24 protein-coding genes are annotated in these 25,863 nt (G+C 55.7%); all 24 read right to left on the bottom strand.

Annotated elements, in window-relative coordinates; translation table 11 throughout:
* Positions 1 to 2: 2 nt before the first annotated feature.
* Positions 3 to 980: a UDP-N-acetylglucosamine 4,6-dehydratase (inverting) gene (pseB, locus tag HY282_04675; protein MBI3803037.1), complete on the bottom strand. Its 978-nt coding sequence runs from the start codon at positions 978 to 980 to the stop codon at positions 3 to 5.
* Positions 981 to 1,175: 195 nt separating this feature from the next.
* Complete coding sequence (locus tag HY282_04670) at positions 1,176 to 1,658, bottom strand: flagellar assembly protein FliW (protein MBI3803036.1); 483 nt, start codon at positions 1,656 to 1,658, stop codon at positions 1,176 to 1,178.
* Entirely contained in the window at positions 1,655 to 1,912 is a 258-nt protein-coding gene (gene csrA, locus HY282_04665) for a carbon storage regulator CsrA (GenBank protein ID MBI3803035.1), read from the bottom strand. Before csrA ends, HY282_04670 begins: the two co-directional genes overlap by 4 nt.
* 96 nt (positions 1,913 to 2,008) lie before the next feature.
* The gene (gene flgL, locus HY282_04660) at positions 2,009 to 3,229 is read right to left on the bottom strand and encodes a flagellar hook-associated protein FlgL (GenBank protein ID MBI3803034.1); all 1,221 of its coding nucleotides are present in this window, start codon (positions 3,227 to 3,229) and stop codon (positions 2,009 to 2,011) included.
* Positions 3,230 to 3,303: 74 nt separating this feature from the next.
* The gene (gene flgK / locus HY282_04655; protein ID MBI3803033.1) at positions 3,304 to 4,953 is read right to left on the bottom strand and encodes a flagellar hook-associated protein FlgK; all 1,650 of its coding nucleotides are present in this window, start codon (positions 4,951 to 4,953) and stop codon (positions 3,304 to 3,306) included.
* Between the two features lie 7 nt (positions 4,954 to 4,960).
* A complete protein-coding gene (locus HY282_04650; GenBank protein ID MBI3803032.1) occupies positions 4,961 to 5,551 on the bottom strand; it encodes a flagellar protein FlgN in 591 nt (196 codons plus the stop codon).
* 16 nt (positions 5,552 to 5,567) lie between these two features.
* The gene (gene flgM, locus HY282_04645) at positions 5,568 to 5,879 is read right to left on the bottom strand and encodes a flagellar biosynthesis anti-sigma factor FlgM (GenBank protein ID MBI3803031.1); all 312 of its coding nucleotides are present in this window, start codon (positions 5,877 to 5,879) and stop codon (positions 5,568 to 5,570) included.
* Between the two features lie 39 nt (positions 5,880 to 5,918).
* On the bottom strand, positions 5,919 to 6,260 hold the full coding sequence (locus tag HY282_04640; protein MBI3803030.1) for a rod-binding protein: 342 nt from the start codon (positions 6,258 to 6,260) through the stop codon (positions 5,919 to 5,921).
* Positions 6,260 to 7,342 carry a flagellar basal body P-ring protein FlgI gene (locus tag HY282_04635; protein ID MBI3803029.1) on the bottom strand — a complete coding sequence of 361 codons (1,083 nt, stop codon included), beginning with the start codon at positions 7,340 to 7,342 and terminating at the stop codon, positions 6,260 to 6,262. Before HY282_04635 ends, HY282_04640 begins: the two co-directional genes overlap by 1 nt.
* 171 nt (positions 7,343 to 7,513) lie before the next feature.
* Positions 7,514 to 8,206: a flagellar basal body L-ring protein FlgH gene (locus tag HY282_04630; protein MBI3803028.1), complete on the bottom strand. Its 693-nt coding sequence runs from the start codon at positions 8,204 to 8,206 to the stop codon at positions 7,514 to 7,516.
* 36 nt (positions 8,207 to 8,242) lie between these two features.
* A complete protein-coding gene (gene flgA / locus HY282_04625) occupies positions 8,243 to 8,965 on the bottom strand; it encodes a flagellar basal body P-ring formation protein FlgA (protein MBI3803027.1) in 723 nt (240 codons plus the stop codon).
* 4 nt (positions 8,966 to 8,969) lie between these two features.
* Entirely contained in the window at positions 8,970 to 9,755 is a 786-nt protein-coding gene (gene flgG / locus HY282_04620; GenBank protein MBI3803026.1) for a flagellar basal-body rod protein FlgG, read from the bottom strand.
* Between the two features lie 23 nt (positions 9,756 to 9,778).
* On the bottom strand, positions 9,779 to 10,534 hold the full coding sequence (gene flgF / locus HY282_04615; GenBank protein ID MBI3803025.1) for a flagellar basal-body rod protein FlgF: 756 nt from the start codon (positions 10,532 to 10,534) through the stop codon (positions 9,779 to 9,781).
* Between the two features lie 251 nt (positions 10,535 to 10,785).
* The gene (locus HY282_04610) at positions 10,786 to 12,036 is read right to left on the bottom strand and encodes an EAL domain-containing protein (GenBank protein ID MBI3803024.1); all 1,251 of its coding nucleotides are present in this window, start codon (positions 12,034 to 12,036) and stop codon (positions 10,786 to 10,788) included.
* 20 nt (positions 12,037 to 12,056) lie between these two features.
* Positions 12,057 to 12,797 carry an OmpA family protein gene (locus tag HY282_04605; GenBank protein ID MBI3803023.1) on the bottom strand — a complete coding sequence of 247 codons (741 nt, stop codon included), beginning with the start codon at positions 12,795 to 12,797 and terminating at the stop codon, positions 12,057 to 12,059.
* 3 nt (positions 12,798 to 12,800) lie between these two features.
* Positions 12,801 to 13,571, bottom strand: coding sequence for a flagellar motor protein (locus tag HY282_04600; protein ID MBI3803022.1), 771 nt, complete (start codon positions 13,569 to 13,571; stop codon positions 12,801 to 12,803).
* Positions 13,572 to 13,782: 211 nt separating this feature from the next.
* Entirely contained in the window at positions 13,783 to 15,111 is a 1,329-nt protein-coding gene (locus HY282_04595; GenBank protein ID MBI3803021.1) for a response regulator, read from the bottom strand.
* Positions 15,112 to 15,186: 75 nt separating this feature from the next.
* The gene (locus HY282_04590) at positions 15,187 to 18,834 is read right to left on the bottom strand and encodes a PAS domain S-box protein (protein ID MBI3803020.1); all 3,648 of its coding nucleotides are present in this window, start codon (positions 18,832 to 18,834) and stop codon (positions 15,187 to 15,189) included.
* Between the two features lie 124 nt (positions 18,835 to 18,958).
* Positions 18,959 to 19,696 carry a FliA/WhiG family RNA polymerase sigma factor gene (locus tag HY282_04585; GenBank protein MBI3803019.1) on the bottom strand — a complete coding sequence of 246 codons (738 nt, stop codon included), beginning with the start codon at positions 19,694 to 19,696 and terminating at the stop codon, positions 18,959 to 18,961.
* A gap of 7 nt (positions 19,697 to 19,703) precedes the next feature.
* Positions 19,704 to 20,603: a MinD/ParA family protein gene (locus tag HY282_04580; GenBank protein MBI3803018.1), complete on the bottom strand. Its 900-nt coding sequence runs from the start codon at positions 20,601 to 20,603 to the stop codon at positions 19,704 to 19,706.
* Positions 20,604 to 20,614: 11 nt separating this feature from the next.
* On the bottom strand, positions 20,615 to 21,850 hold the full coding sequence (gene flhF, locus HY282_04575) for a flagellar biosynthesis protein FlhF (protein MBI3803017.1): 1,236 nt from the start codon (positions 21,848 to 21,850) through the stop codon (positions 20,615 to 20,617).
* Complete coding sequence (gene flhA, locus HY282_04570; protein ID MBI3803016.1) at positions 21,840 to 23,936, bottom strand: flagellar biosynthesis protein FlhA; 2,097 nt, start codon at positions 23,934 to 23,936, stop codon at positions 21,840 to 21,842. Before flhA ends, flhF begins: the two co-directional genes overlap by 11 nt.
* Positions 23,937 to 23,968: 32 nt before the next feature.
* Positions 23,969 to 25,039 (bottom strand): flagellar biosynthesis protein FlhB, encoded by a 1,071-nt coding sequence (flhB, locus tag HY282_04565; GenBank protein MBI3803015.1) that lies wholly within the window; start codon positions 25,037 to 25,039, stop codon positions 23,969 to 23,971.
* A 27-nt stretch (positions 25,040 to 25,066) separates the two neighbouring features.
* Positions 25,067 to 25,843, bottom strand: coding sequence for a flagellar biosynthetic protein FliR (fliR, locus tag HY282_04560; GenBank protein MBI3803014.1), 777 nt, complete (start codon positions 25,841 to 25,843; stop codon positions 25,067 to 25,069).
* Between the last annotated feature and the right edge of the window lie 20 nt (positions 25,844 to 25,863).

Raw genomic sequence — 25,863 nt, 5'->3', positions numbered from 1 at the left:
GGCTAACAGTCCTTTACCATTTTCTCGATCTCCGCCACGGTGAGCCGCCAGGGATTCTGGTCGCTTGAATAGACAAACCCTTCCCGAACCGTCCCCCCGCCGTTTTTCCTCTTCTCGTCCGACCACCAAGGGAAGTCGGGCTGAATCACAAAGTACTCCGGATATTCCAGCGTACGCCTTCCATCTTCAGCCGAGATCAGAAGCTCATGCAATTTCTCACCGGGCCGGATACCGACGACCTTGATCTTGCACTTCGGAGCAATCGCTTTTGCGACATCGGTAATGGTCGCGGTCGGGATCTTCGGAATAAAGATCTCCCCGCCGTGCATCCGCTCCAGTGCTTTAATGACAAAGTCGACCCCTTGGTCGAGCGTAATCCAAAAGCGGGTCATCCGCTCATCGGTCACCGGAACGGAGTCCCCCTCTTTCAGCTGCATAAAATGGGGCACAACGCTTCCCCGACTCCCGACGACATTGCCGTATCGGACGACGCTGAATCGGGTGCTCTTTCGACCGGCATAAGAGTTGCCGGTGATGAAGAGCTTGTCCGAGCAGAGCTTGGTGGCGCCATAGAGGTTCACCGGGTTGCAGGCTTTGTCGGTGCTCAGGGCGATGATCCGTTTGATTCCGACATCAATCGCGACGTCGATGATATTTTGGGCGCCGATGATATTGGTCTTAATCGCTTCAAAAGGGTTATATTCTGCAGAGGGAACCTGTTTTAGCGCAGCGGCATGGATGAGGTAATCGACCCCTTCGAAGGCGCGGCGAAGGCGGTCTTTATCCCTGACGTCTCCGAGAAAAAACCGCAGAGAGGGATCGTCCATCGCCTGCTGCATTTCATACTGTTTAAATTCATCCCGGCTGAAGATGATGAGTTTCCCCGGCCGGTACTTGGAAAGAACGCGCCGGACAAACCGCTTTCCGAATGAGCCGGTGCCTCCGGTGACCAGGATTGTTTTTCCGTTCAGATCGATCATCGCTTAAACCCCATGTTGGATGGTAGCCCATTGGCAGTAGTGCAATTACCTTGCCAGCATCCCTTTTCGGGAGCACTCAAGAATTCATACGATCTTGTCTGGACAGCGAAGAAACCTGTCAATGAATTGACAGAGGCGGCGTTTTCAATGACGGGTCGGATAAGATTTATTGAAGGATAACGAACAGCGGTCCGCTTACGACGATTTCAGGGCAGCAATGTCGGGCTGTGTGGTGCTCAAGGCGGACAGGGTAAGAAGGGGCTCACGGTAACTGTAGGTCGAATCGGAAAGGACAACCTGCTTTCCTCTCCGCGTTTTGTGGTTGATCACCAAGGGCGCTCTCAGGTTTGCGGTTAATTTAAGAGGATCGTCCTGCGGTATCGTTAAAATGGCCAATACTGCCGCGGTGTCTAACTTCTCGATCTCCAGCGCTTTCATCTCCTCCGGGGAAAAGAGGGGCCGGTACTCCGGCAGGAAGATCAGTGGGTCGACAACGACGAAAGCCAGCTCCAGATCTTCAACCGCCTGCAGCCAGAAAAATGGATGGCCCTGGTCATTCTCAATCAAGGCATACTGTTTCGCCATCGGGAAACCGGGTATCCCCTCCGGAAATGTGATCAGCCGCTCGGTGTCAATCGCCACCGGTCCCAATTTTGCGCTTTGAATCACGGTGTTCACGGTTTTGATCCTCTACTTTGTTCCGGTGGAGGGATCCGCTTGATCAAAATGTCTTTTAACTGATTCGGATTCGCGCTCGCCGCCTTTTTGTTCTCGAGCATAATCTTCGCTAAGACCTCTTCTCGATAAATCGGGATCGTCGCCGGAGCGTCGATCCCCAACCGAACTTGACCTCCCTGTATTTCGATGACGACGACCCTAATTTGGTCTCCGATGAAAATTTCTTCTCCCGGCTTCCGCGTCAGAACGAGCATTCAAGCATCCTTCTTAAAAGAGGTTCTTCCGATCAGAGAGAGAAATCATACCCCCCCCTTTCCCGCTTATTTGCGAACCGCTTCTGAGGAAGCCGGTTAGTGGAGAAAGTCGAGGAGGGAGGTCTGAATCAATCTGGCGGCGACGGCCCGGGTCGCCTGCAGCGCGGTCTGCTGAAGGGAAAGATCTGAAATCGCCTGGGTCAGATCGATATTTTCTATATTGGATTTGAATTGGGTGATCGATAGCTTAAAATCGCTCAGCACGGTTTTGGTTGCATCCATCCGATTGAGGCGGGCCCCCAAAGTCACCCGTTCATTGGTCACCTGCTCCTGCGCCGCGCTGATATTCGTTAACGCGGCCTGGATCCCCGCGACGTTATTTGTCTCCAACGCCCCCTGCAACCCGGCCACCGCGGAAAAGACATCGACCCCTCCCGCCACCCCGACCCCCTTGAAAACCCGATCTCCGGGAAGATTGACGATGACCGGGGTATTGGGGCCGATCAGCTGAGAAATCTCTCCCGAATCCCCCAAATAGGTTCCCGACGGCCGGTTGGTTCCGGTCGCCAAGCCTAAGATATTTTGAGCGGTTCCACCGGTCGGAATCACCGCAGAAGTTCCCCCCGTTGCATTGGAAGTCACGACCAAATGGTCGGTATCAAATGTCACCGTGGCCGATGCCCCTGCCGTCGACAATGTGGGATCGGCATTGATCGTCGTCTGAACCTGGCTCGCCAAAGCATTACCCGAAGCATAATTCCCGGGAGGAAGGGTCACCGTGGAAGAGACGCCGTTTACCGAGAGGGTCAGCTGATCATTCACCCCGGCGGTAATCGTCACCGGCAGCGCCGCCGCCGTTCCGATGTAGTTGCCATGGTCGACAAACGGGATCGTCGTCGTCTGATCTCCGGCGAAAAGATACCGTCCCTCGACCGAGCGGTTTCCCATCGCGACCAGCTGACCGAAGATCTCCTTCACCTCTTTGGCGGCATTGGCCCGATCCGCCGGGGAATTCGTGGCATTCGCCATCTGAATCGCGAGTTCATGGGCCCGCTGCAATTGATCAGAGACATCTTGTAAAGTCGAGTCGCTCTGTGTCATCAACGAATCGCCCCGGTCGATATTCCGCAGGTACTGGTCGGTCGTTGCGAGCGTCTTCCCATAATTGAGCACCAGCGGCTCGCCGGTCGGGTCATCCGAGGGGCGATTGATCCTTTTGCCGGAAGAGACCTGCTCCTGAAGATTGAAGAGGGAATCGGTCTGCCGCTGTAGCTGGACCATCACCGATTGAAAAAGCATCTGATCCGATACACGCATCAAATAATCCTATTTCTTCTGTGAAGAGAGAAGCGCTGAATCGACAATAGAAAATCTCTTCGGTTCGGAACGCCTCATGTCGTTTTCATGTCGAGAATCGTCTGTAACAGTTGATCTGCAACCGTGATCAAACGGGCGGACGCTTCGAATGCCCTCTGAAACTTGATTAAATTGGTTGTCTCTTCATCGAGCGATACGCCGGAGACCTCTCCCCGCTGCTGGGTGAGGTTTTCATTGATCACTTTTTCAGCCGTCAGTGAATGCTGGGCCGCCTGGGAATCCGAGCCGATTTGTCCGACCGTTTGGCCATAAAAATCATTAAAAGTTGAGCCGCCCAATGCAGTCACCCCTTTCTCCTGTAATTGAGCGAGGAGAAGGGCGTTGCTGTTGTCCCCGGGAACCCCGCCCGCGGAAGAGGCGGCGGCGATCTTCCTCGGATCGGTGGTCGCCAGCGCCATCGAACCGGCCACTCCCTGATGAGCGCTGATCTCGAAAGTATCTCCATTGGCCGGGGCGCCGGCCATATTAATCTGAAGCCCTTCGAAGGTAATCGTCGTCGGATTGACATACGCCGCGGTGGAAGAGGCGCCCGTGGTCAGGTTTTGAATCGTATAATTGCCCCCGGCAAAGCTCAGCCGATAGGGATCGAAGGTCAGAAGGGTCGGATTGTTGACCGTCGCGCCGATCGCTCCCGATCCGGTATTGCGGCTCAATCCGGTGACGGTCGGCGCGAGAGGAGAGAAGAAATTGTTTCCGGTAGACCCATCCAATCCGTACCCGGCTTGGTGTTGTTGATTGACCTCATTCACAATCGTCGCCGCGAGTCGGTCCAACCGATCGCTATATCCGGGAATCAGGTTGTCACGAAGATCGATCAAACCCTTGAGCTGGCCATTTCCGATCGAAGAGGTGATATCGGTGGTCGAACCGGTCCCCAAATCCAATGCCACTTTGACAAAGCCGGAGTTGTCGGCATTCGCCACCCCTTGAAGCGTATAAGCCTTCGATTCGACTAGCGGCGTCCCCTGCCCAACCGTGACGTTGACCTGTCCAAACTCTCCATCAATTGTATGAATATCGATTTTTTCAGAAAGGTCTTTAAGAAGACCGTCCCGCTGGTCACGGAGATCATTGGCATTCTGTCCGGAGACTTCGGCTTGGCGAATTTGACCGTTCAAATTGGCAATTTGGGTCGCCAGCGAATTGACCTCGCCGATGACCCCCTGGATCTCCCCATTGAGATCTTTGCGGATCTGCTGCAACTGATTATTCGCGGTCGAAAACTGAGAGATCAGACTTCTTGTCTGCTCCAAAAGGGCGGTCCGCTCGGCGATCCCCTGCGGATTATTGGCAAGGTCGTGGAGCGCCGAAAAAAACTGGGAGAGAGATTGACTGACACCGGTCCCCTGCGCGTCATTAAATACGGCTTCCACCTGGGCGAGGGCCCCCTTCTCCACATCCAGACGGCCGAGGGTCGACTGTTCTGACGTCAACTGGGTTTGAATAAACTGGTCGAAAACACGTCGAATCTCGGTGACCTGAACACCCGTTCCGATCTGGCCCGGAAGGTCATTCGCCGGTGACGTCGATTGGAGGACCGCTTCCTGACGGCTGTATCCGGGGGTATTGAGGTTGGCGATATTCTGGGAGGTGACGGCAAGGGCCCGCTGGTTGGCGAAAAGGGCGAGCTTCCCGATATTGAAGATCCCTAAGATATTCGACATCTTCTTCCTATCCCTGGCTGATGGCCCTTCCGCTCGAGGGGAAGTGCTGGAGCGCGCCATTCGGCTGATAAATCGGAACGGTCGACGAGAGGTGCCGCAGCAGGCCGACCAGCGCGTTGATCTGCTCTAGAATCCGATCGATTAAAAGCCCATTGATCTGATTGAGCTCCTGAATACTCGCCGTCAATGCCTCAAGCCGGGCATGGCAAGAGGCGAGTTGGCTTCGAAAAGGGTCCGGGATTCGCTGAATTAACTGCTTAAGCGTAAGCGCTTGATCCTCGCTCCCCCACTGTTTGGCCAGCGGCCGAATCTCTTCCTGACGATGTTGCTCCAATCGCTGAAGCTGACCCAGCAGCGCCTCTTTTTCTTGAAGACAGCGGAGGAGATCGTTGAGCTCTCCTCCAATCATCAATTTTTTCTCACGCTGAAGAACGGCGAGCATCCCCTGTTGAACGCGGATCATCTCTTCCAGGGTGAAAAGGAGCGGCGCCAGAAATGGGTCGGGCGTAAAGCCGGAAAGCGACGCGTCTATCGAACCGAATGCGGAATGATTTATCTCTTGCTCCTCATGTTTCATTCCGACTTCAACATCCCGCATTGTGTTCCCCTTTAAATTATAGGATGGCGTCGAGCAGCGTCGACCGGACCAGCTTTTCGGCGATCGCTTCACCGTTGGGATGGTAGGTTCCCGATTCGATTTTCTGCTGAAGCGCAGCGACTTTTTCCGACCGGGTCTCCGGCAGCGACGCAATTTGCTGATTCAGCTGCTGATACTCCTTTGCCTTTCCAGAAATCTCAACGCGATCGCCGGGAGCGGCATCCCTTCCTTTTTCTGAAGAGCGAACGGGACCTTTCTGGTCCGTTTTCTTTACGCCGAAAAGAATCGTCTCCAATAAATGGATGGAGTCGTCTCCGGGTATTTTCATCGTTCTCTCCTTATTGCTCTGATAATGTTAGTGTCACATTCACTTATCGGTCGGTTCCTTTAAAACTTGAGGCGGATCCGCCAATTTTTTGACAAGCATTTTCGCCAACCCGATTCCCCCCCGCTCCGACATTTTGGTGGCGAGCGTTTCATCCAGCAAGGCATCATAAATTTCTTTGCCCGGTCCGGATTCCAGAAAACCTTGATGAGGGACCGTTTTCCTCATTTCTTTTAAAAGGGAAGAGATAAAATATGCCTCGAATGCTTCGGCCGCTTTCTTGACCTCTTCAGGACTGTTTGTCTTCTTCCCCTTCCCCGGCTCCAGCGCCTTGAGTTGAGAAACCTTTGGCCCCGCCAACCCTGATAACTGGATTCGATCCATTATAAAATCTCCAATTCGGCTTGAAGGGCCCCTGCTGCCTTAATGGCTTGGAGAATGGCGATTAAGTCGCGCGGCGTCACGCCAATGGCGTTCAGACCTCGGACCACCTCTCCGATCGTCGTTCCCCCCTTCAACACCAAAATTTTTGCATCCTCTTCCTTCACCTCCGTTTTTTGCTGCGGAACCACCACCGTTTTAGATCCCTCCGGAGCAAACGGGGGGGGCTGCGAGACCTGGAAGTCGGTCTTCACACGGATGGTCAAATTGCCGTGAGAGACGGCGACATCGGAAATTCTCACCTGATCGCCCATGACGATCGTTCCGGTCCGCTCGTTGACCACCACCCTCGCCGGCAGATCGACCGTTACTTCTACACCTTCGATCGCCGCGAGCAGTTCCACCAGCCGTCCTTTATAAAGCTCGGGCACCTGGAGGGCCACCGTTCCCGAATCGACGGCGGTCGCGGCCGACTCCATTCCCAATTGCATGTTGATCGCTTTGGAGACCCGAAGGGCGGTTGTGAAATCTTGCTGACGCAAAAGGATGTTGAGCTGCGCTTTGTTCACGAAGGCAAACCCGACCTCTTTTTCGACCTGCGCCCCTTCGGCAATCCGGCCGGCCGTCGGATGATTCTTTTGCACGCTGTCCCCTTCTTTGCCGCCGATAAAACCGCCGATCGAGATCGGTCCCTGGGCCACCGCATAGACCTGCTGATCCGGCCCCTTCAACGGCGTCAAGAGGAGGGTTCCCCCCTGCAGGCTCGTGGCATCTCCCAACGAAGAGACCACCACATCGATTCGGCTTCCCGACTTGACGAAAGGGGGGAGCTTGGCGGTCACGATCACCGCCGCGACATTTTTTACCTTTACCGCGGTCGGATCGACGACAATCCCCATCTTGTTCAACATGCTCGAAAGGGTTTGAACGGTAAAAGTGGTCCCCGTTTTATCGCCGGTTCCATTCAACCCGATGACGAGTCCATATCCGATGATCGAATTCTCCCGAACCCCCTCCACGTTGGCAATGTCTTTAATCCGAACCGCCTCCGCCCGAAACGGAACAGCGAAAAGGAGGCAGACCATGATGAGGAATCCCCAACCGGCGCGGACCCATTGCGGATTGCGGATTTCGGATTGCGGATTCAAATTAATCTGCCACCACCTTTTCATAGAAACCGTCTCACAAAACTAAAATTGCAATTCCCTTCAATGGAGTTGCTCTTCAATCGGCAGTCCGAAATCCGCAATTCGCAATCAGAAAGGCCAGATCCAATCGAGAATCCGCATCAGCCATCCCGGCCGCTGTTTATCGTTCAACACACCGCTCCCGCTATATTCGATCTTCGCCTCGGAAATGAACGTTGAAAGGATTGTATTCTTGGCGCCGATATCGTCGGGGCGGATCACCCCCGATAGAGAGATCAACTCTTTTTCACTGTTAATCAATACCTCCCGCTTCCCCTCAATTGCCATGTTCCCGTTTGGAAAAACAGCGGTCACGACCGCGGTGAGATCGGCCGTCAGCGCACCGCTCCGGCTCGTCGACCCCGACCCATCAAAGGTATCGGCGAAATTGGCATCGGCCTGAAGCCGTTGCACCCGGCTGGTCGGCAATCCTAAAAGGGCGCTGGTGCTCGCGGCGAGCGTCGACGTGCGGCCCGATTTGGTCGCCGCATCTTTTGTTCCCTTGGCATTCTCGACAATATGGACTGTCACGATATCTCCGATGTGGCTCGCCTTGGTGTCCTGAAAAAAGAAGGTCCTCGACTGATCTGCGGCCCAGAGAGAGCCGTCCGACTGATGGAGATCTGCGGGGTGAAGATACGCGGGGGAGATCTCCGAAGGCTTCACCTGGTTGGCAGGGGTGCTGCACCCGAGCAGCGAGAGGAACATCCCGACGCCGATAAACCCGGACCGCCTTCCCATTGCTTTCGCTTCAACCTGCATTCCCGCCACCTCTCAATAAATCGATTCGGTCGGTTCCTACTCCGGAAGGATCACTCTTACCGTGGAGGCATCGACCACCTCCCCATAAATTGTTTTTTGGGAATCGAGATTCACGATCGCCATCGATCTTCCAACAAACCCCTCTTCTTTCGCCCGTCCGACCGTCGCAATTCTGAGCCCTGCGGCTTCCACCAACAGCGTGACCCGATCTCCCGGATGGATGAGCGGCGTTGCTTCAACCATCTCGAGAGAGATCGGCACGCCCGGGCCGATCGACCGGACCAATCGTTTTCCAATCAACACTTCCGGATCGACGACATACGGCTCTCCGGCGCGGACCACCCCGACAGACCGGACCTCCAGATCTCCCGGCGCGATGACCTGGGATCGACGAAGCGATCGAACCGAGACGACGGCCGATCGGATCATTTCAACTTCTGCGGTGATCCATTGATAGCCCGCCGGCTTCCCATTCGTCCGCGCGGAGACCAGAAAGACCACCCGTCCGAGCAGCCCGCCGCGGGAGCCTTCCTTCACCTCCAATATCTCGCCGGCAGCCCACTCCCCTTCCGGCTCGCGGAGCAGGCGAACGCGGATCTCCTCCTCTTTCGAACCGAGATACCCTGCAACATAGCGTTGAATGGCGGCACCGACCCTCCCCTCCGGGGTGAGTTTGGCCTGCCGCTCCGCCGCGTCGGCGGTGTCGACACCGATGACCGTCACGATCAGAAGCAATACGGCCGGAAATACGTTTCTCATTTTTCTACCGTTTGAGGTTATTGACCATGGCCAGCATTTCATCGGTTGTCTGAATCGCCTTGGAATTCAGCTCATAAGCGCGCTGGGCGACGATCATATTCACCATCTCCTCGGCGATGTTCACATTCGAGCCTTCCAGCGATCCTTGTAACACCGTCCCGAATCCTTGCTGCCCCGGCGCCCCGGTCACCGGATCGCCGGAAGCGGAGGTCGACTGATAGAGGTTTTTCCCCATGCTGTTGAGGCCGGCCGGATTGGTAAACCGCGCCAGCTCGAGCGTTCCGATCTGCTGCGGCGCCGAATTGCCCGCAACGACCGCCGAGACGACCCCGGTCGGAAGGATGGAAACCGACTGTGCGTTGGTCGGAATCGACAAATTGGGGAGGACCGGATAACCTTCCGCCGTGACGATATTCCCCTGGCTGTTCACGTTGAACGATCCGGCGCGCGAGTAGGCGGTCGAGCCGTCGGGAAGACTCACCTGAAAAAATCCCTCTCCCTCGATCGCCAAATCGAGCGGATTTTGCGTCTGCTGAAATTCGCCCTGGCCGAAGGTCCGATGAATCGACACCGGAATCACCCCCGATCCGATCTGTATTCCAACCGGCAATGTTCCGGTTCCGGTGGTCGCGCCGGACGATTTCAGCGTCTGATACATCAGGTCCTCGAATTCACCCCGGCTTTTCTTGAATCCGACCGTCGAGACGTTCGCCAGATTGTTGGCGATGACCTCCACCGAAAGCTGCTGAGCGCCCAGTCCCGTACTGGCAATCGACAATGCACGCATCATGATTTCATCTCCTTATTCACCCTCTATCCAAGACGTCCGACTTCATTCGACGCTTTGGTCGCGACCTCATCCGCCGTCTGTATCGCCTTTTGCGCAGATTCATAAAGACGCATCACCGTAATCATCGAGACCATCTCTTCAACCGGATTGACATTCGACTCTTCGAGCGCACCCTGACTGATTCGCCCTTCCGAAAAAGGGGTGGCATTTCCTCCGGGCGTTTCAAAAAGGGTCTGGCCGACCTTCTTCAGTTGAGATCGATCGGAAAACCGATAGAGCGGCAAGGTATCGATATCGGTCGACTGCGCGCCGACCTCGGTCCCCTTCACCGAAATGCGTCCCTCCGTATCGACCTGAACCACTCCCGGCGGAACGGTAATCGGTCCGCCTGATCCCAGGAGGGGAAAGCCGTCGTGGGTCGTGAGCTGTCCCTGCGCATCGATCGTGAAACTTCCTCCCCGCGTATAGCGAATCCCCCGAGGCGTCTGGACGGCAAAAAAACCCTCTCCGTCCACCGCAAGATCGAGCGGCTCTCCGGTGGTGCGGATCGAGCCGGGGCTGAAATCGGTCGAGATTCGCTGAAGCATCTCAAAGGTCGGGCTCGGCGTCATTCCTCCTCCGGGTCCCCCGTTCGGCCCGGGGGGCAGCCCCATCCCTTCGAAGAGCGGTTGATCTTTTTTGAATCCGGCGGTATTGATGTTCGCCAAATTGTTGGTGATCACTTCCAGTCGCTTTTCTTGAGCCAGTGCCCCCGAGAGGACCGGATAGACTGAATCCATCGATTCCAACCCCGCTGAAAAATAATGTTGAGCCTTCTAGATCGGGATCTAAAGCAAGGGATGTGCCAGGCGGGAGTCGAACCATAAAGGGATTAATTTGCCGAGCGAAAGGGCAATCGGGCGCTTTTTGCCGGTGGGGGTAGGCAGAAGTTTCCGCTTCTCAGAAGGGAAAAAGACGACATTGAAAATAATTGGATTGTCTTGCGAGAGTCTTGACAGCGCCTCGTCAAAAAGATGACAGGCGCGATTGGTTAAAAACTGGAGCTGAGTCGGTGTATCCAGGAGATCGCTTCCCGCTGCGCACTCAATAGATCGCTGAGCTTTAAACCAACTTGTTTCATGAAACGCTCGACCCCTTTGAAATCGGCTTCCTCTTGACGCTCAATCAGGGAGAGGAGAAGTCCCAGCGATCCCTCGCGCGCCAACAATGCCTGGCGGACATCATCGATCAAATTCAGAGGGTCGACCGCCTCCTCCATCGACACCCCAAGCAACACATCAATCAATGAGAGGATTCCTGTCATAAATGCCAACTCGGAATAATCTCTCTCCGGATAACGGTCCGGTCGTAATTGGACCAGCAATTCCATCGATCGGCCGCGCAACACCGCCGTTTGCAGAAGAGGGTTGTTCAATCCCCCATTGCTCCCCTGAGTGAACAACAGCAGTTGAACCCACTGCTTCAGCTGCTGCCGGCCCAACATGGTGATCGCATGAGAGATCGTTTTTATTTTCTGCCGCGCGCCGACCGATACCGAGTTGACCAGGCGGAGAAGATTGTAGCTGAGGCTCGGATTTTCTTTGAAGATCTGCTCGATTTCCTGGGTGTCGGCATCCTTCATTACCTTCTCGAGCAACTTTGTCAGCGAGACCATCGCCGGATCGATCCTTTTTCGCTTTAAGATCGAGGGACGCGCGAAGTAATATCCTTGGAACAGGTTGAACCCCAGCTGGCGGCAGGCTTGATAGGCTTCCTGCGTTTCGACCCGCACCGCCAAGAGCTGAATCGGCCATCTTTTTATCTGCTGAATCGTCTTTTCCAAATTTCCACCTGTGCCTTGCGACGCATCGATCTTAATAAAATCGACGACCTCCAGCATGGGAAGATACGGAAGGTGCGACCGATGGGATGGATAATCGTAATCGTCCAAAGCGAGGCTGAACCCCTTGTCTTTCAGCTCCCTGCTCCTCTGGATTACGGAATCGGTGATGTTCACCGTCTTCAGCAGCTCCAGAACGACTTTGTCCTTCGGTAAAAGTTCAATGGCCTCGTTGAGGAGCATCTCCTTGCTGACATTGACGAATCCTTTTCCCTGACCGAGGACCGCTTCCATGCCGAATTGGCTCAACGCATTGGCAATGACGCTCGCGGAGGCGTGACCGACGTCGGCAATCTCGGCCGTATTGCTGTCGCCGGATCGGAAGAGGAGTTCATATGCGACAATCTCTTCGTCCTTGTTCAGGATCGGCTGCCGAACCAAAAAAATCGTTTCATCTCTCATAAAGATCCTTCACCCTTTTCCTAGGGTGCCGGGCTCGGCGCGGCCGGGAGAGAAATCGCCGGCTCGTCTTTTTCTTTATCGCCATTGAGAAGGACAATTTCGATTCGCCGATTTTTTGCCCGTCCTTCCAATGTGTCATTGGTTGAAATCGGTCGAAACTCGGCATAACCGGCGACCGAGAACCGCGTGGGGTCCATCGCATGGTGCTCGACAAAGTAGCGAACAATCTGTGTCGCCCGAGCGGCGGAGAGCTCCCAATTGGAAGGATAATACGGCGTTCTGATCGGGATGTTATCGGTATGCCCTTCCACCTGGATTGCATTCGGCGCCTCTGCGATCAACTCCGCAATGGGATCGAGCGCCTGCGCAAAAGTAGGGAGGAGTTCCGCCTGGCCGGTTTCAAAGGCCAGGCTTTCGCTGATCCGGATGACAATCCCCCGGCCTTCCCGGATGACCTTGATTCTTCCCGAAGGGTCGATCTTATTGGCCTTTTCTTCGAATTTTCGATATAGATTGAGTCCCACATTGAACATTTCCGATCCGGTCGCCTTCGTCGTCAGTCGAATGTTCGACGAGGAGAATGCCACGATCGGATGGAAGGCCGAGTTGATCGAATCGGCGACCGCGCGGTACTTTCCCTCATGGACAGAGGAGGTAGAATACATCACGACGAAAAAGGCGAAGAGCAATGTAATAAAATCGGCGTAGGAGACCAGCCAGCGCTCCATATTTTCATGCTCTTCATGTTTTTTCTTTCTCATCTTTTATCCTTTTTTTATTTTTTTCTTCTGCCCTTCGGCCAGGAAACCTTCCAGCTTCTCTTGGATTAACCTTGGATTCTCTCCGGCGGCAATCGACATCAGCCCTTCAATCACCAATTGATGGGTCATTGCTTCCATCTGGCCCCGCATTTTCAGCTTGGAGGCGAGCGGAAGAAAAACCAGGTTCGCCGAAAGCACGCCATAGACGGTGGCGACAAACGCCGTTGCGATTCCGCTTCCCAGCTTGGTCGGATCGGCCAGGTTCTCCATCACATGGATGAGTCCCATCACCGCCCCGATGATTCCAAAGGTCGGACAATATCCGCCGGCGGCCTCAAATACTTTGGCCGCCATGGTATGGTGCTCCTCTCCGAAGGCGAGATCGACTTCCAGAATCTCTCGCAGCAATCTCGGCTCGGTCCCATCCATCAATAGTTGCAGCCCTTTTTTAAAAAAGGGGTCCTTCACCTCTTTCATTTTTGGCTCAAGCGCCAAAATTCCCTGCTTGCGGACGATGTTGGCATAGTCGACCAACTGCAGGATGTAACCGACGGAATGATCGGGCGGCGCTTTAAGGGCTCCGAGTCCGAGCTTGATCCCCTCCACAAACTTGGGAAGCGAATATTGAACCATCACCGCTCCGAGCGTTCCCCCAAGCACAATGATGGCGGCGGTCAATTGCATCACTGACTGAACGTGGCCCCCCTCGAGGTGCTGCCCTCCAAGGAGCGCGACCAGCCCAATAACCACCCCCAATATCGTCAAAATATCCATCGCGACCTCGGCCGGGATTAAAGGCCATGCTCCTCAGAGCGGCTGATCCAAATCGGTTCACCCGCCCTTTCAGGGTTACAGAGATGCATCACGCTTCTTTGACAACCTTCTGCTGACAGTCTATAAAAATGTTGCCGATTCCGAATGATACCCCTGGAGATTCTTTCCTCTTTCTCTCTTCGTGGCGCAGAGACGGAACAATACCTTATCCTTATCGGCTGGAGGATTTAAAATCTTTAACGTTCCTGAAAACGGGGATCCGGCCGATGATCGGATCGATCCGATGGAAGTTTTGAATTTTTTCCAAATGGGTCGCCTGCAGCCGGCTATGTGCCGGAAGGAGCAGAATTCCCCCGGAGGTGACGAGATTCCGGGCGAGGGTCATTCCTTCCTTCAATTCTCCCAGCGAGACTTCGAATTCATCCGAAATGATCAACCCCTGGATACTTTCAATAATTTCACCGAGCGCCTGAATCACCATCGGATCAAACCGTTTCCCCCTCTCTTTTTCCAAAAGGCCCAGCGCTTCGGAAACGGAGTACCGTGCAGCCAGTCCCTGGGGATTAACCAGGAGGTCAAAAGAGTCGGCCACCGCGATGATCTGAGAAGGGAGGAGGATCATCTCCCCCTTTAACCCATCCGGGAATCCGTTGCCGTCGAATTGTTCATGATGAGATCGGATGATCTGTCCGACCGGCTCCAAACGCTTAATGCGCTTCAGTGTCGCCTGCGCGAGCAGAGGATGCTTTTTCCAAAGAATCTGTTCGGCCGTGTCCATCTCTTCGAATCGTTTTTGGGTTAGGCTGTCGGGATAGCCGACCGTTCCGCTGTCCATCAGAAGCGCGGCGGCTTCACAAAGCTTCCGTTCATCCTCCGGAAGCGCGAGTCGAATCGCAAGTTCCTTTGCGACCATCGCCGTCCGCCGGGAGTGGCCGACCAGGGCTGCATTTTTCATTTCCATGAGGCCGATAAAGAGGTCGAGCATGTTGTGGAAGCTTCCTTCCAACTCTTGATTCTTCCGCTCCAGCTCTTTGGTCCGCTCCCGAATTTTTGATTCGAGGTTCCGGTTCATGTCGTAGAGCTCTTTGTTCTGCTCCTTTACCAGCTCGTTCAGCTCTCTGTTCGTTTGAACCAGATCATATTGGCGAAGCGCCTCGCGAACCGTCAGGCGAAGGTCATCGTCGCTCCATGGTTTTGAGATGTACCGATAGACCTGGCAGTCGTTGATTGCCTCGATTGCCGCCTTCATATCGGCATATCCGGTCAACATGATCCGGATGACATCGGGTTTTCTCTCCCGCACCTCTGCCAGAAACTCGGTTCCTTCCATTTCCGGCATACGGTGGTCCGAGATGACCAGGGCGACCGGCTGGGACTCCAGGAGGACCAGCCCCTTCTTCGCGCTGACAGCGGTAATGATTTCATACGGCTCTTTCCGAAAGAGCCGGCGAAGGGCATGAAGGATGTTCTCCTCATCATCGACACACAGAAGCAGATGTTTTGATCCCCCTCCAGATATCCCTTCCAACGGTTGATCCATCCTGCTTCCTCCTTCTCCTCTGTAACCGGCAAATGCTTGGCTGTCCAAAAATGTTTTTGATGAAGCAATCCGAATTTATGGGGCCTTTTCTGCGATCGGCAGGAGAATACGGAATTGGGTTCCGCGTCCGACGGTGCTCTCCACCTCGATTTTTCCCTTGTGTTTCTGGACGATTCCATAAGAGACCGACAGTCCAAGTCCGGTCCCCTGTCCCACCGGCTTCGTCGTGAAGAACGGATCGAAAATTTTCTTCAAGTTCTCCTCCGAAATACCGCTGCCGGTGTCCTCCACCTCCACGACGATCTGCTCCATCGCCACATAGCTACGGACCCAGATCTTCCCTTTTTTAACGATCGATTGTGCGGCGTTTACCAGGAGGTTCATAAAGACCTGATTGAGCTGCTGCGGATAACAAAAAATCTCAGGAATCTCTCCCAATTCCTCAATCACCTCCGCCTTGTATTTGAGTTCATTCCGGACGATATTTAGAGTGCTCCGTATCCCTTGGTTCAGGTCGAAGCGCATCCGCTCGGCCTGATCGACATGTGAAAATTCTTTCAGATCTTGAACAATCTGGCGGACCCGATCCATCCCCTCTTGAGATTGCTCGACCAATCGGGAGAGATCCTGCAAAAGAAAACCGACATCGACCTGTTCGGAAAGGGTACGGAGGCGCTTTCTCTCTCCTTCGACGGCGTCTGCATCGCCCCGCTCGACCGAGGCCAGCAGAGATTCATAGCCGCCGATCAACTGAAGAAGGTCGGCCATATATTCCTCCAAGGTCCTTAAATTGCTGCTGACGAAGCCGACCGGATTATTGATCTCGTGCGCCACCCCCGCCGCCATCTGGCCGAGGGAGGCCATCTTCTCGGATTGAAGAAGATAGACTTGGGCCTCTTTCAATTCTTCGTAGGCTTTCTGAAGGGCCTCTTCCGACTCTTTGCGCTCGGTGATATCTTCGGCGATTCCGGCAACCCGATAGACGACATTTTTTTCGTTTCGGATCGGAAAAGCGCGGTCTCGAATCCAGCGCATTGATCCATCGGGACGAAGAATCCGATACTCCATGTCGTAGTCGCCGACCGCCTGCTTTGGAAGGGCGGCGATTACCCGCTCGCGATCATCAGGATGGATCGCATCGATCCAGGCCTGCGGCTCCTCGTAGATCTTATCCGGCGAGTTTCCCCAGATCTCCCAATAGCCAGGACTGATATAAATCATCTTGTTCTTATCGACAGAGGTCATCCAGAAAACCTCGCTGATACTCTCGGCAACCTGCCTGAAGCGCTCTTCACTTTGTTGAAGCGCCTCTTCCGCCTGTCTCTGCTCCGTTACATCCTGAACCATTCCGATCATCTGAATCGGCGTCCCGGCCGCATTGCAGACGACCTCCCCTCGGCTGTGGATGATCCGTATCATTCCATCGGGGCGGACGATCCGATAATCGTACGAAAAAGGCTGCCGGTCTTGGCGTATCTTTCCGACCACCTGTTTGATCCGCTCCACATCGTCCGGATGGGAATATTCGAGAAAGAGTTCATAAGTGATGCCGATCTCTCGGGGTTTGAGCCCGTAAATTCGGTAAAGCTCGTCGGACCAGGTGATCTGTCCGGTCGAGAAATCCCAATCCCAACTTCCCGAATGGGCAATCTCCTGCGCCGCCGCCAGTTGCGCTTCACTCTTCTTTAGACGCTCCTCCCCCTGCTTGCGCTCGGTAATGTCCTCGGAGATGCCCAAGAGATAGAGCGGTTTTCCATCGTTGTCGTAGAGTGGAATCTTCTTGGTGTGGAGGATCCGCTTTCCCCGATCCCGCGTCTGAATCGGCTCTTCCGGAATGTCGAGCAGTTTCCCCTCTTTAAATACCTGCCGATCTTTCTCCGTAAAGAAGTCGGCCTGGTCTTTCGGAAAGAAATCGAGATCGCTTTTGCCGATGAGCTCTTCTCTGGGATAGCCGAGCAGCTTTTCCCCCGCTTTGTTAAATCGAACGAACCGGAGATCTTTCGCTTCCTTTACAAAGAGCATGTTGGGAACGTTTTCAACAATGGAATTCAGAAACGCTTCGGCGCGCCGCAACTCTTCTTCCGCTTGCTTGCGCTCTGTAATGTCCTCAATCATTCCCAGCGCGTAAAGCACATTTCCATCCCGGTCGCGGATGGCAGAGCACGTCAGCGTTCCCCAGAGCACCCGCTGATCCTTTCGGACATAACGCTTCTCCATTTTATACTCGGTCAAGGCGCCGGCGAAGAGCCGCTTCATCGACTCGATGTCTTGAGGAAGATCCTCCGGATAGGTAATGTCCCGAAGGGTCAGTTGGGTGAGCTCGTCTTCCGAGTAACCGAGCAATTTGCAGGTCGTCGAATTGGCCCTCAAGAGGCAGTAGTCTCTATCCACAATGACCATCCCGAGCGGACCCTCCTCGAAGATCTTGCGAAACCGCTCCTCGCTCTGACGGAGCGCCTCCTCCGCCTTGTGACGCTCCGTGATGTCTCGAAAAATGGCCCGAGTCATGACCGTTTTCCCCTTCTCGATCCGAGGATTGAGGTTCCCTTCCACCCGGATCGGCCGGCCATCCTTCGTTATGAAAACCGCTTGAACGCCTCGGAGCGACTTTCCTTCTTTGACCTGGTCAAAGAGGGTTTTAAAATGCGCCCGATTGTCCGGATGAATGATGTCCATTAAACTGAGGTAAGGGATGTCTTCCTCGCCATAATCGAGCGTTTCAAACCAAGCGCGATTGACAAATTGAAAGCAGCCGTCCGGAGTGACGCTTTGAATCAGATCGTTTGCATTTTCCAGGAAATCGAGCAAGAGGTCTCTGCTGTCGTGAACCTCTTGCTCCGCCCGCTGCCGCTCCGTGACGTCTTCGACGATGAGGAGAAGCCGAGCCTTGTCCCCTTCGTTGTATCGCATCCCCCGCATCGTAACCATCTGGAGGCGCCGTTCATTTTCTAAATTGTTCATATCAACGACCGCTTGGTATTGATGTGACTCCCCGCTCAATACCCGCGTTGCCCATTCCGTCAAATCGGCGGGCGGCAGCACTTCTAAAAGCGATTTTCCGCGGAACTCTGCGTTGGGATCTCCCAGCATCTGTCTAAAAGCAATATTGGTCGAGAGGATTTGCAAGTCGCCTGAGAGCACAACCATTCCGAGCGGAAGGCTGGAGATCACGCTTTGAAGTTGATCTCTGACAATGGAGACCGCCTGTTGATCGGCGTAACGATAGGCGTCGACCGCCAATCCGATGTCCAGAAAGACAATCTTTAATACGGCATGATAGGTCTCAACAAATTTATCAACCGTCCTACCGGAGGCCTCCCAGACCTTCGGCAAAAGCTCCGCCAGGCACTGTGCATAGGCGCCGAAATACCATTGCGGCTCCAATCCGATTCGTTGATGATTTAGGCCGATTCGAAGGCGGTTTTCAACATAGGCATCGTCGTAATCACCGGCGGTCAAACCATCGAAGTAAGAGGAGAGGGCCTGCTTAAGACGCATTAAAGTGGCCGCATCAGGCAAGAGGGCACGCGTTTCCTCAAAAGAGAGGAGGTGTTGATAGAAGGCATCGACGAGGATCGAGGTTCCGGCTTCCTTTTGATGAAACCCTTTCAGCAATTCCAGATCGCGCGCTTTCAGCTTTAGGTAAGCCTTCCGCCGCGCAATCTCCTCCAAATCAATCCCCAGTTTTTTCGCAACCTGTTCGTCCTCTCGCTTCCGGTTCATCTTGACTCCATCTCTGTCGCTGCTGTTTCCAAATACGCATACTCGTTTCTTATCGGCCTGCCTGCAGATCCTTTCCCTGTCCGGCTGATGGATGACGACCCAACCTCATCCAATCCGCTCCGCGTTAGATATTCTTCTCCGACAAGGTCCCTTTCAGCCGAGCGATCGCCTGGGCATGAAGTTGGCAAACCCGAGATTCGGTCACCTTCAAAACCAGTCCGACCTCCTTCATCGTCAGCTCTTCAAAGTAATAAAGGGAGATCACTTGGCGTTCCTTCTGCGGGAGATGATCGATCGCCTGAATGAGCTTCTCGCGGAACCGCTGCGCGAGCAGGGAGAACAGCGGGTTTTCCGCATTGGTATCGGCGAGCGATTCGATGAACCGGCGCTCCTCTCCTTCTTCCAATCCAAAATCATCGAGGCGCAATAGGCTGACCGCCTTCGCCTGAGAGAGGAACGCATCATATTGAGCGGCATCCATCCGAAGCGCGCCGGCGAGTTCCTCCTCGGTGGGGACCCGTCCCAGGTTCCTCGTCAGCTGCTCGCTCGCCTTCTGGAACAGGGCGATCTTTTCTCGGATGGATCTGGGAATCCAGTCGAGCGATCGGATCTCATCGAGCATGGCGCCACGGATCCGAAACTCCGCATAGGTTCGAAACTGTGCCTCTCTGGAAGGATCATACTTTCCCATCGCGTCGAGGAGGCCGATGACCCCGGCATGAACCAGATCTTCCACATCAAGGGAAGGAGGAAGACGAAAGGCGAGCCGATGCGCCAGATAACGGATGATCGGTGCAAACTCCGAAATGACCTTCTCGGCGGCTGCAGTGTCGATCTCAGGACTGTTCCGGCGACGCGCCATCCCCGGCTTACCCTTCCCCGTCTCTCACTGCGGCGGCGGGGGGCGATTCCGAATCGCGGGATAAAAGCGCTTTCCATAGGAATTGGACCGTTCCTTTGGGAACGGGATTCAAGGGGCGTTGGAGGATCTCCTGCGCCAGCTTGAAAAACCGCAGACTCGATCGGGCGCTTGGGAAGCGATCCACCACCGTCCTTTGCTGGCAAATCGCCATCCGGAGATAATCATCAAACGGAACGGCGCCGACGTAATCGATCGCGACCCCGAGGAACTGATCGGCCACGATGCTCAGTTTTTTGAAGATCTCTTTTCCCTCTTGATCACTTCGAACCATGTTGACCAGCAGGTTGAACCGCTTCTCGTCGTACCGCCGGGAGAGTATCTTCATGATGGCATACGCATCGGTGATGGAGGTCGGCTCGGGCGTTGCAACGACGAGGATTTCCTGAGCGACCGTATTGAAATAGATTACATTGGATGAAATTCCGGCCGCGGTATCGATCAAAAAGATATCGACCTCCTCTTCCAACCGGTCGAGCTCTGAGAGGAAAATCAGCTTCTGCTCCTCGGTCAGCCGGGTCATCTCCTCCGTTCCCGAGCTGGTCGGGAGAATGCGAATCCCGCCCGGGCCCTGGACCATGATCTCCGAAATCGACTTTTGCCCAAGCAGCACATGTTCCAACGTATAGGGGGGGATAATCCCGAAGAGGACATCGATATTCCCCAAACCGAGATCGGCATCCAAGATCAACACCCGCTGGCCGAGGCGCGAGAGGGCCACCGCCAGATTGGCGACGACGTTCGTCTTCCCGACCCCTCCTTTGCCGCTGGTCACTGCAATAACCCTCGGCTGCCGACGGGCTCCGGAAGGAGGGGTTGCCCATTTTCTTAACGTCTTTGCTTGATCCATTTTTCCCTCTTTCAATTCAGCACCAGGTCGGCGATGCGTTTGGGGGTTGCGATCTCAATATCCTCCGGAACGCGCTGGCCGGTCGTCAGATACGAGAGCGGCTTCCCTTTTTTTCTCATCGCGGTGAGGAGAGATCCATGATTTCGGGTTTCATCTGTCTTGGTAAAGAGGAAATAGTTGATCGGAACGGCGGAAAATTGATCGATCATCTCTTCCAGGTCGCGCTCCCCGGTCGTGGAGGAGAGGACCAGATGGGTCTCAATCGGCGCGCCGATCCGGGAGAGGAGGTGGAGCTCCTCCACCTGCGCGCGGTTCAGATGGCTTCGCCCGGCGGTGTCGATGAGAATCAGCTCTCCCTCCTGCCGGCGGGCCACCCCTTCACGCAATTGGCTCTCCGAAACGATCACCGGGGCGCCGATGATTTTGGCATAAATCTTCAGCTGCTCGACCGCGCCGACCCGGTAGGTGTCGAGCGTCGCCAGGGTCACCTTCCCCTTATTCCGGAATTGATGGGCCGCCAGCTTTGCGAGGGTGGTGGTCTTGCCGACTCCGGTCGGTCCGATTAGTGCAACCACCTTCCCCCCCTCCTTTGGGCGCTCCATCGCCACCGAGGCCTGGACCATCGACTTAATCATTTCCTTGAGATAATTTTCGACAAAATCTTCCTTCCAGAGATCGTCGGGGCCCAGTTTCCGCTTGATCATCTGAAGGAGATCGGTTGCAATCGCCGGGTCGACCCCTCTCAAAATGAGACGCTGAAGGAGGGCCGCCAGCGTCGGCGGGAGATCGGCCTCCCTCGGCTGCGCGGCAAGGGTCAGCCCTTTCATCATCTCCTTCATCTCTCGACAGGCCTCTTGGACTTGGGACCAGCCGCCGTTCTGCAGCGGGGCGGCGCGGAGCGCCTCGACCGATTCCCTCAACGTCCGAAGCTCTTCCAATACCGAGCCGATCTCTGGAGCGGACGGAGTCGCCTGGTCCGCTTCCTCCAATAATTCGTCGAACACCTCCGATTTTTCCTCCGAGCCGTCGCGTCGGTACGTTTTTGCCGCTTCGTCACGGGATGCTTTCTCCATCGGACTCGGGGGATCGACCGCGGCGGTCACTTCGATGAGGGGCCGGTTAAAGAGACCGAAGCCCCCTTTCCGAATCTCCCGCGTCGACAAAATCACCGCGTCGGGCCCCAGCTCTTTCTTAATCACCTTCAGCGCCTCTGAGATCTCAAATACTTCATATTTTCTAATCTGCATCGCTCACCTTCACCGTCTCTATCGATTGGATCTTGACCGGCGAGACCACCTCGCTCGAGGAGAGAACCACCAGGTTGGGGATAAACCGCTCCACCAGCTTTCGGAGATGCGGCCGGATCATCGGCGAGCAAAGGAGCACCGGGGCGGTCCCCTTCATCGAAACCTGCTCCACCGCCTGCCGAATCCGTAGCAGGATCTTCTGCGCCAACATCGGATCGAGCGTCAAAATATAGTTCTGGCCGCTCTGCTGAATCGAGGTTGCAATCCGCTGGTCGAGCGTCGGATCGATGCTGATGACCGGAAGGGTCCGATCGGCCGCTTGATACTGCCGCGTGATCGTCCGGCCGAGCGCCTGACGGACCGATTCGGTCAGCAGATCGGCATCTTTCGTCGTCGGAGCGGTGTCGGCCAGCGTTTCCATGATCGTCCGCAGATCCCGGATCGGTACCCGCTCCCGGAGCAGGTTGCAGAGCACCTTGACCACCCCGCCGAGCGGAAGGAGGTTGGGAATCAACTCTTCGACCACCTTCGGCGCCTCTTTTCCGAAACGATCGATCAGCTGCTGAACCTCCTGCCGTCCCAAGAGCTCGTGCGCGTGATTTCGCAGGATTTCGGTCAGATGGGTGGCGATGACCGAAGGAGCGTCGACCACGGTATAGCCGGCCACTTGGGCACGCTCTTTCTCCTTCTCCGAGACCCAAAGGGCCGGGAGACCGAAACAGGGCTCCTTGGTCGGGATGCCGGAGATCCCTCGATCGGTCCCGGTCGGATTCATCGCGAGATAGTGATCGGGGAGGAGATCGCCCCGGGCGACCTCGATGCCTTTGATCATGATGATATATTCATTCGGCTTGATCTGGAGATTATCCCGGATGTGAATGGGCGGGATCACAAAGCCGAGTTCCAACGCCAGCTGCTTTCGAATGGCGGAGATCCGCTTTAAGAGTTCTCCTCCCTGCGCCTCGTCAACAAGGGGGATCAGACCGTAGCCGACATTGAGCTCCATCAGGTCGAGCGGCACGATCCAATCCTGCTTTTCCGCCGCCGGGGGGGCCGCCGAGGGGGCCGTCTCCTTGATCTCGGCGGCGGCCGCAGCCTCTTTCGACTTCTGAGCGGTATAGCCCATAAATCCGATCGCTGAGGCGAGGAGAAGAAACGCGATGTGGGGCAATCCCGGCATCAAGCCGAAGAGGAAAATAATGGAGGCCGCCCCCATGATCGCGCGGGGATGAACCAGAATTTGACGGGTGACCTCCGTTCCCAAATTCGCATCGGCCGCGGCGCGGCTGACGACGATACCGGCCGAGGTCGAGATGATCAGCGCCGGAATCTGCGCCACCAGCCCCTCGCCGACCGTCAGCAAGGTATAATTTTGCGCCGCCGCCATCACCCCCATCCCCTGCTGTAGAACGCCGATGATCAACCCGCCGATGATGTTGACGAGGACGATCAAGATCGCGGCGACCGCATCGCCGCGGACGAACTTGCTGGCGCCGTCCATCGCCCCGTAGAAATCGGCTTCTTGAGAGACCGCTTTGCGCCGGCGGCGCGCCTCTTTTTCGTCGATCAACCCGGCATTGAGATCGGCGTCGATGCTCATCTGCTTTCCGGGCATCGCGTCCAACATAAAACGCGCGGCCACCTCGGCGATCCGGCCGGCGCCCTTGGTGATCACCACAAAGTTGATGACGATGAGAATCGCAAAAACGACCAGTCCGACGGTGTAGTTGCCGCCGACGACGAAGTTTCCGAAGGTCTTGATCACCTCTCCCGCCGCATCGGCCCCTTCATTGCCGTGCAGAAGGATCAACCGCGTCGTGGCGATGTTGAGGGAGAGCCGGAAGAGGGTGACGAGGAGAAGCATCGATGGAAAGGCCGAGAATTCCATCGGCCGGAGCGTATACATCGACACGAAGAGGATGATCAACGCCACGCTCAAATTAAAGGCGAGGAGGAGATCGAGGAGCATCCGCGGCAGCGGAAGGATCATCAGCATCAACACCCCGACCACTCCGAGGCTGAGAATGATGTCGCCATTTTTGAGCCACCCGCCGGCCGGGGTCTGTTCTGAAACGGTTTCAGCCATTTAGATCTCTTCTCCTGCTTTGGACCAATCGATTACGGCCGGGCCGCCTTGCCGCGGAGCCGATACACGTATGCCAGAATCTCCGCCACCGCCCGATAGAGTTTGGACGGCACCGGGTCTCCGATCTTCACCGTTTTGAATAGGGCGCGGGCGAGCGGTTTGTTTTCGATCACCGGCACCCCGTTCTGCCGCGCCAGCTCCCTGATCCGCTCCGCGACGAAACCGGCCCCCTTCGCCACCACTTTCGGCGCGCTCATCTTTCCATGCTGGTAGAGAAGGGCAACGGCCAAATGGGTCGGGTTGGTCACCACCACATCGGCTTTGGGAACATCGGCCATCATCCGCTTGCGCGCCATCTCCCTCTGAATGCTCCGAACCCGGGCCCGAAGCATCGGGTCTCCTTCGCTCTGTCGCATCTCATCTTTTATATCTTGTCGGCTCATCCGGAGGCTTCTCTCCATGGACCACCACTGGAAGAGATAGTCGGCCCCCCCGATGAACGCGATCAAGATCCCGGTCGTCAGCGCAAACCGATAAATCATCCGGCCGGCGAGTCCTGGCATTTGAGCCGGTTCCGATTGGATTGCGACGGAGAGGGCCGGTAGCGCCTGGCGGATGAGGAGATAAGAGAGGCCGCCGACCGCCAAAAACTTAATGAGCGTCTTGATCAGCTCGGCCGCCGCTTGAATCGAGAGAAACTTTTGAAATCCTTTCAAAGGATTGAGACGGGACCAATCGGGGCTCAACGCGGTTGTCGACCAGACCCATCCCTGCTGCCCGAAGGCGGCGGCAAGGCTGATGAGTGCAAGCAATCCCATGACCGGGACGAGCACCCACAATGTCCGGGAAAAGTGAGCGGTCGCCAGCTGATAAAGGGAGGTTTCGGTCATCGGCGCGGCGGAGAGGGCGCCCAAGGTTTGAACCATCATTTTTTGCATCTCCGAGACGACCATCGGCCCCAGCATGGAAAAGCCAAAGACCCCGCCGAGGATTAAGGCGGCCGAATAGATCTCCCGGCTGCGGGGAACCTGTCCGCGGCTCCGGGCCTCCTCCCGCCGTTTTGGGGTCGCCTGTTCTGTTCGTTCCTGATCTTCTGCCGCCATCTGGGACGATCTAACTCCTGAAAGGTTTTACTTTCGCATCTCGATCAGCAGGCTGGCGATCGTTCCCTCCAGGCCGGCCATCCGGTCTTGCAGAAGGGCCACGAAGAGCGAGAGGGTCGCTCCCATCACCAAAAGGCCGAGGCCGATCGTGACCGGAAAGCTCATCAACCAGACATTCATCTGCGGAACCACCCGCGAGAGAATTCCCAGCGCGACATTCGCCAGCAGCAGGACCATCGTTACCGGAATGGCAATCTTCATTCCGACGACGAACATCTGCCCGGCCAGCTGAATAAAATGACCGAGCGGGATGCCGTTCGGGGCGAAAGCCATGGGGGGGAGCAGGCCGAAGCTGTGAACGAGCGCCTGAAGGATCAGGTGGTCGGCGCGGGCGCCAAAGAAGATGAGTACCGCCAGAAGGGTATATACCTGCTCGATCAACGGAACCGGTTGGTTGGAGGCCGGATCGATCACGCTCGCAATGCCGAATCCCATCTGAAGACCTGCAATTTCTCCCCCGAGATCGACGGCGGCGAAAATCAGCTGGGTGCCGAGTCCGATGACCCATCCAATCAGCACCTCTCCCACCAGTCCGACCATCCAGGCGGAGAGGGTCGACGGCGGGGGCGGCATCGAAATAATCGGAACCAGAACGAGCGACACGGCCAACGCCAATGAGACCTTGATCAGGCCGGGAAGGCTCTGTCCCCCCACCATCGGCATCGCCGCCAGGAAACTCCCCACCCGAAAGAGGATCAACACGAATGAGGTCTCATACTGAAAGAGCGGCTGCACCCACGACATACCGACTTTGGCTCCTATGG

Source organism: Candidatus Manganitrophaceae bacterium, from assembly GCA_016200325.1.
GTDB lineage: Bacteria > Nitrospirota > Nitrospiria > SBBL01 > Manganitrophaceae > Manganitrophus.
The sequence above is the reverse complement of the archived record's forward strand: the minus strand, read 5'-3'. Positions and strand labels throughout refer to the sequence as shown.

Coding starts and splice junctions, on each gene's coding strand:
- pseB (MBI3803037.1), bottom strand. CDS start 980: ATGATCGATCTGAACGGAAAAACAATCCTGGTCACCGGAGGCACCGGC.
- csrA (MBI3803035.1), bottom strand. CDS start 1,912: ATGCTCGTTCTGACGCGGAAGCCGGGAGAAGAAATTTTCATCGGAGAC.
- flgL (MBI3803034.1), bottom strand. CDS start 3,229: ATGCGTGTATCGGATCAGATGCTTTTTCAATCGGTGATGGTCCAGCTA.
- flgK (MBI3803033.1), bottom strand. CDS start 4,953: ATGTCGAATATCTTAGGGATCTTCAATATCGGGAAGCTCGCCCTTTTC.
- HY282_04650 (MBI3803032.1), bottom strand. CDS start 5,551: ATGCGGGATGTTGAAGTCGGAATGAAACATGAGGAGCAAGAGATAAAT.
- flgM (MBI3803031.1), bottom strand. CDS start 5,879: ATGAAAATACCCGGAGACGACTCCATCCATTTATTGGAGACGATTCTT.
- HY282_04640 (MBI3803030.1), bottom strand. CDS start 6,260: ATGGATCGAATCCAGTTATCAGGGTTGGCGGGGCCAAAGGTTTCTCAA.
- HY282_04635 (MBI3803029.1), bottom strand. CDS start 7,342: ATGGTCTGCCTCCTTTTCGCTGTTCCGTTTCGGGCGGAGGCGGTTCGG.
- HY282_04630 (MBI3803028.1), bottom strand. CDS start 8,206: ATGCAGGTTGAAGCGAAAGCAATGGGAAGGCGGTCCGGGTTTATCGGC.
- flgA (MBI3803027.1), bottom strand. CDS start 8,965: ATGAGAAACGTATTTCCGGCCGTATTGCTTCTGATCGTGACGGTCATC.
- flgG (MBI3803026.1), bottom strand. CDS start 9,755: ATGATGCGTGCATTGTCGATTGCCAGTACGGGACTGGGCGCTCAGCAG.
- flgF (MBI3803025.1), bottom strand. CDS start 10,534: ATGGATTCAGTCTATCCGGTCCTCTCGGGGGCACTGGCTCAAGAAAAG.
- HY282_04610 (MBI3803024.1), bottom strand. CDS start 12,036: ATGAGAGATGAAACGATTTTTTTGGTTCGGCAGCCGATCCTGAACAAG.
- HY282_04605 (MBI3803023.1), bottom strand. CDS start 12,797: ATGAGAAAGAAAAAACATGAAGAGCATGAAAATATGGAGCGCTGGCTG.
- HY282_04600 (MBI3803022.1), bottom strand. CDS start 13,571: ATGGATATTTTGACGATATTGGGGGTGGTTATTGGGCTGGTCGCGCTC.
- HY282_04595 (MBI3803021.1), bottom strand. CDS start 15,111: ATGGATCAACCGTTGGAAGGGATATCTGGAGGGGGATCAAAACATCTG.
- HY282_04590 (MBI3803020.1), bottom strand. CDS start 18,834: ATGAACCGGAAGCGAGAGGACGAACAGGTTGCGAAAAAACTGGGGATT.
- HY282_04585 (MBI3803019.1), bottom strand. CDS start 19,696: ATGGCGCGTCGCCGGAACAGTCCTGAGATCGACACTGCAGCCGCCGAG.
- HY282_04580 (MBI3803018.1), bottom strand. CDS start 20,603: ATGGATCAAGCAAAGACGTTAAGAAAATGGGCAACCCCTCCTTCCGGA.
- flhF (MBI3803017.1), bottom strand. CDS start 21,850: ATGCAGATTAGAAAATATGAAGTATTTGAGATCTCAGAGGCGCTGAAG.
- flhA (MBI3803016.1), bottom strand. CDS start 23,936: ATGGCTGAAACCGTTTCAGAACAGACCCCGGCCGGCGGGTGGCTCAAA.
- flhB (MBI3803015.1), bottom strand. CDS start 25,039: ATGGCGGCAGAAGATCAGGAACGAACAGAACAGGCGACCCCAAAACGG.
- fliR (MBI3803014.1), bottom strand. CDS start 25,843: ATGTCGTGGGTGCAGCCGCTCTTTCAGTATGAGACCTCATTCGTGTTG.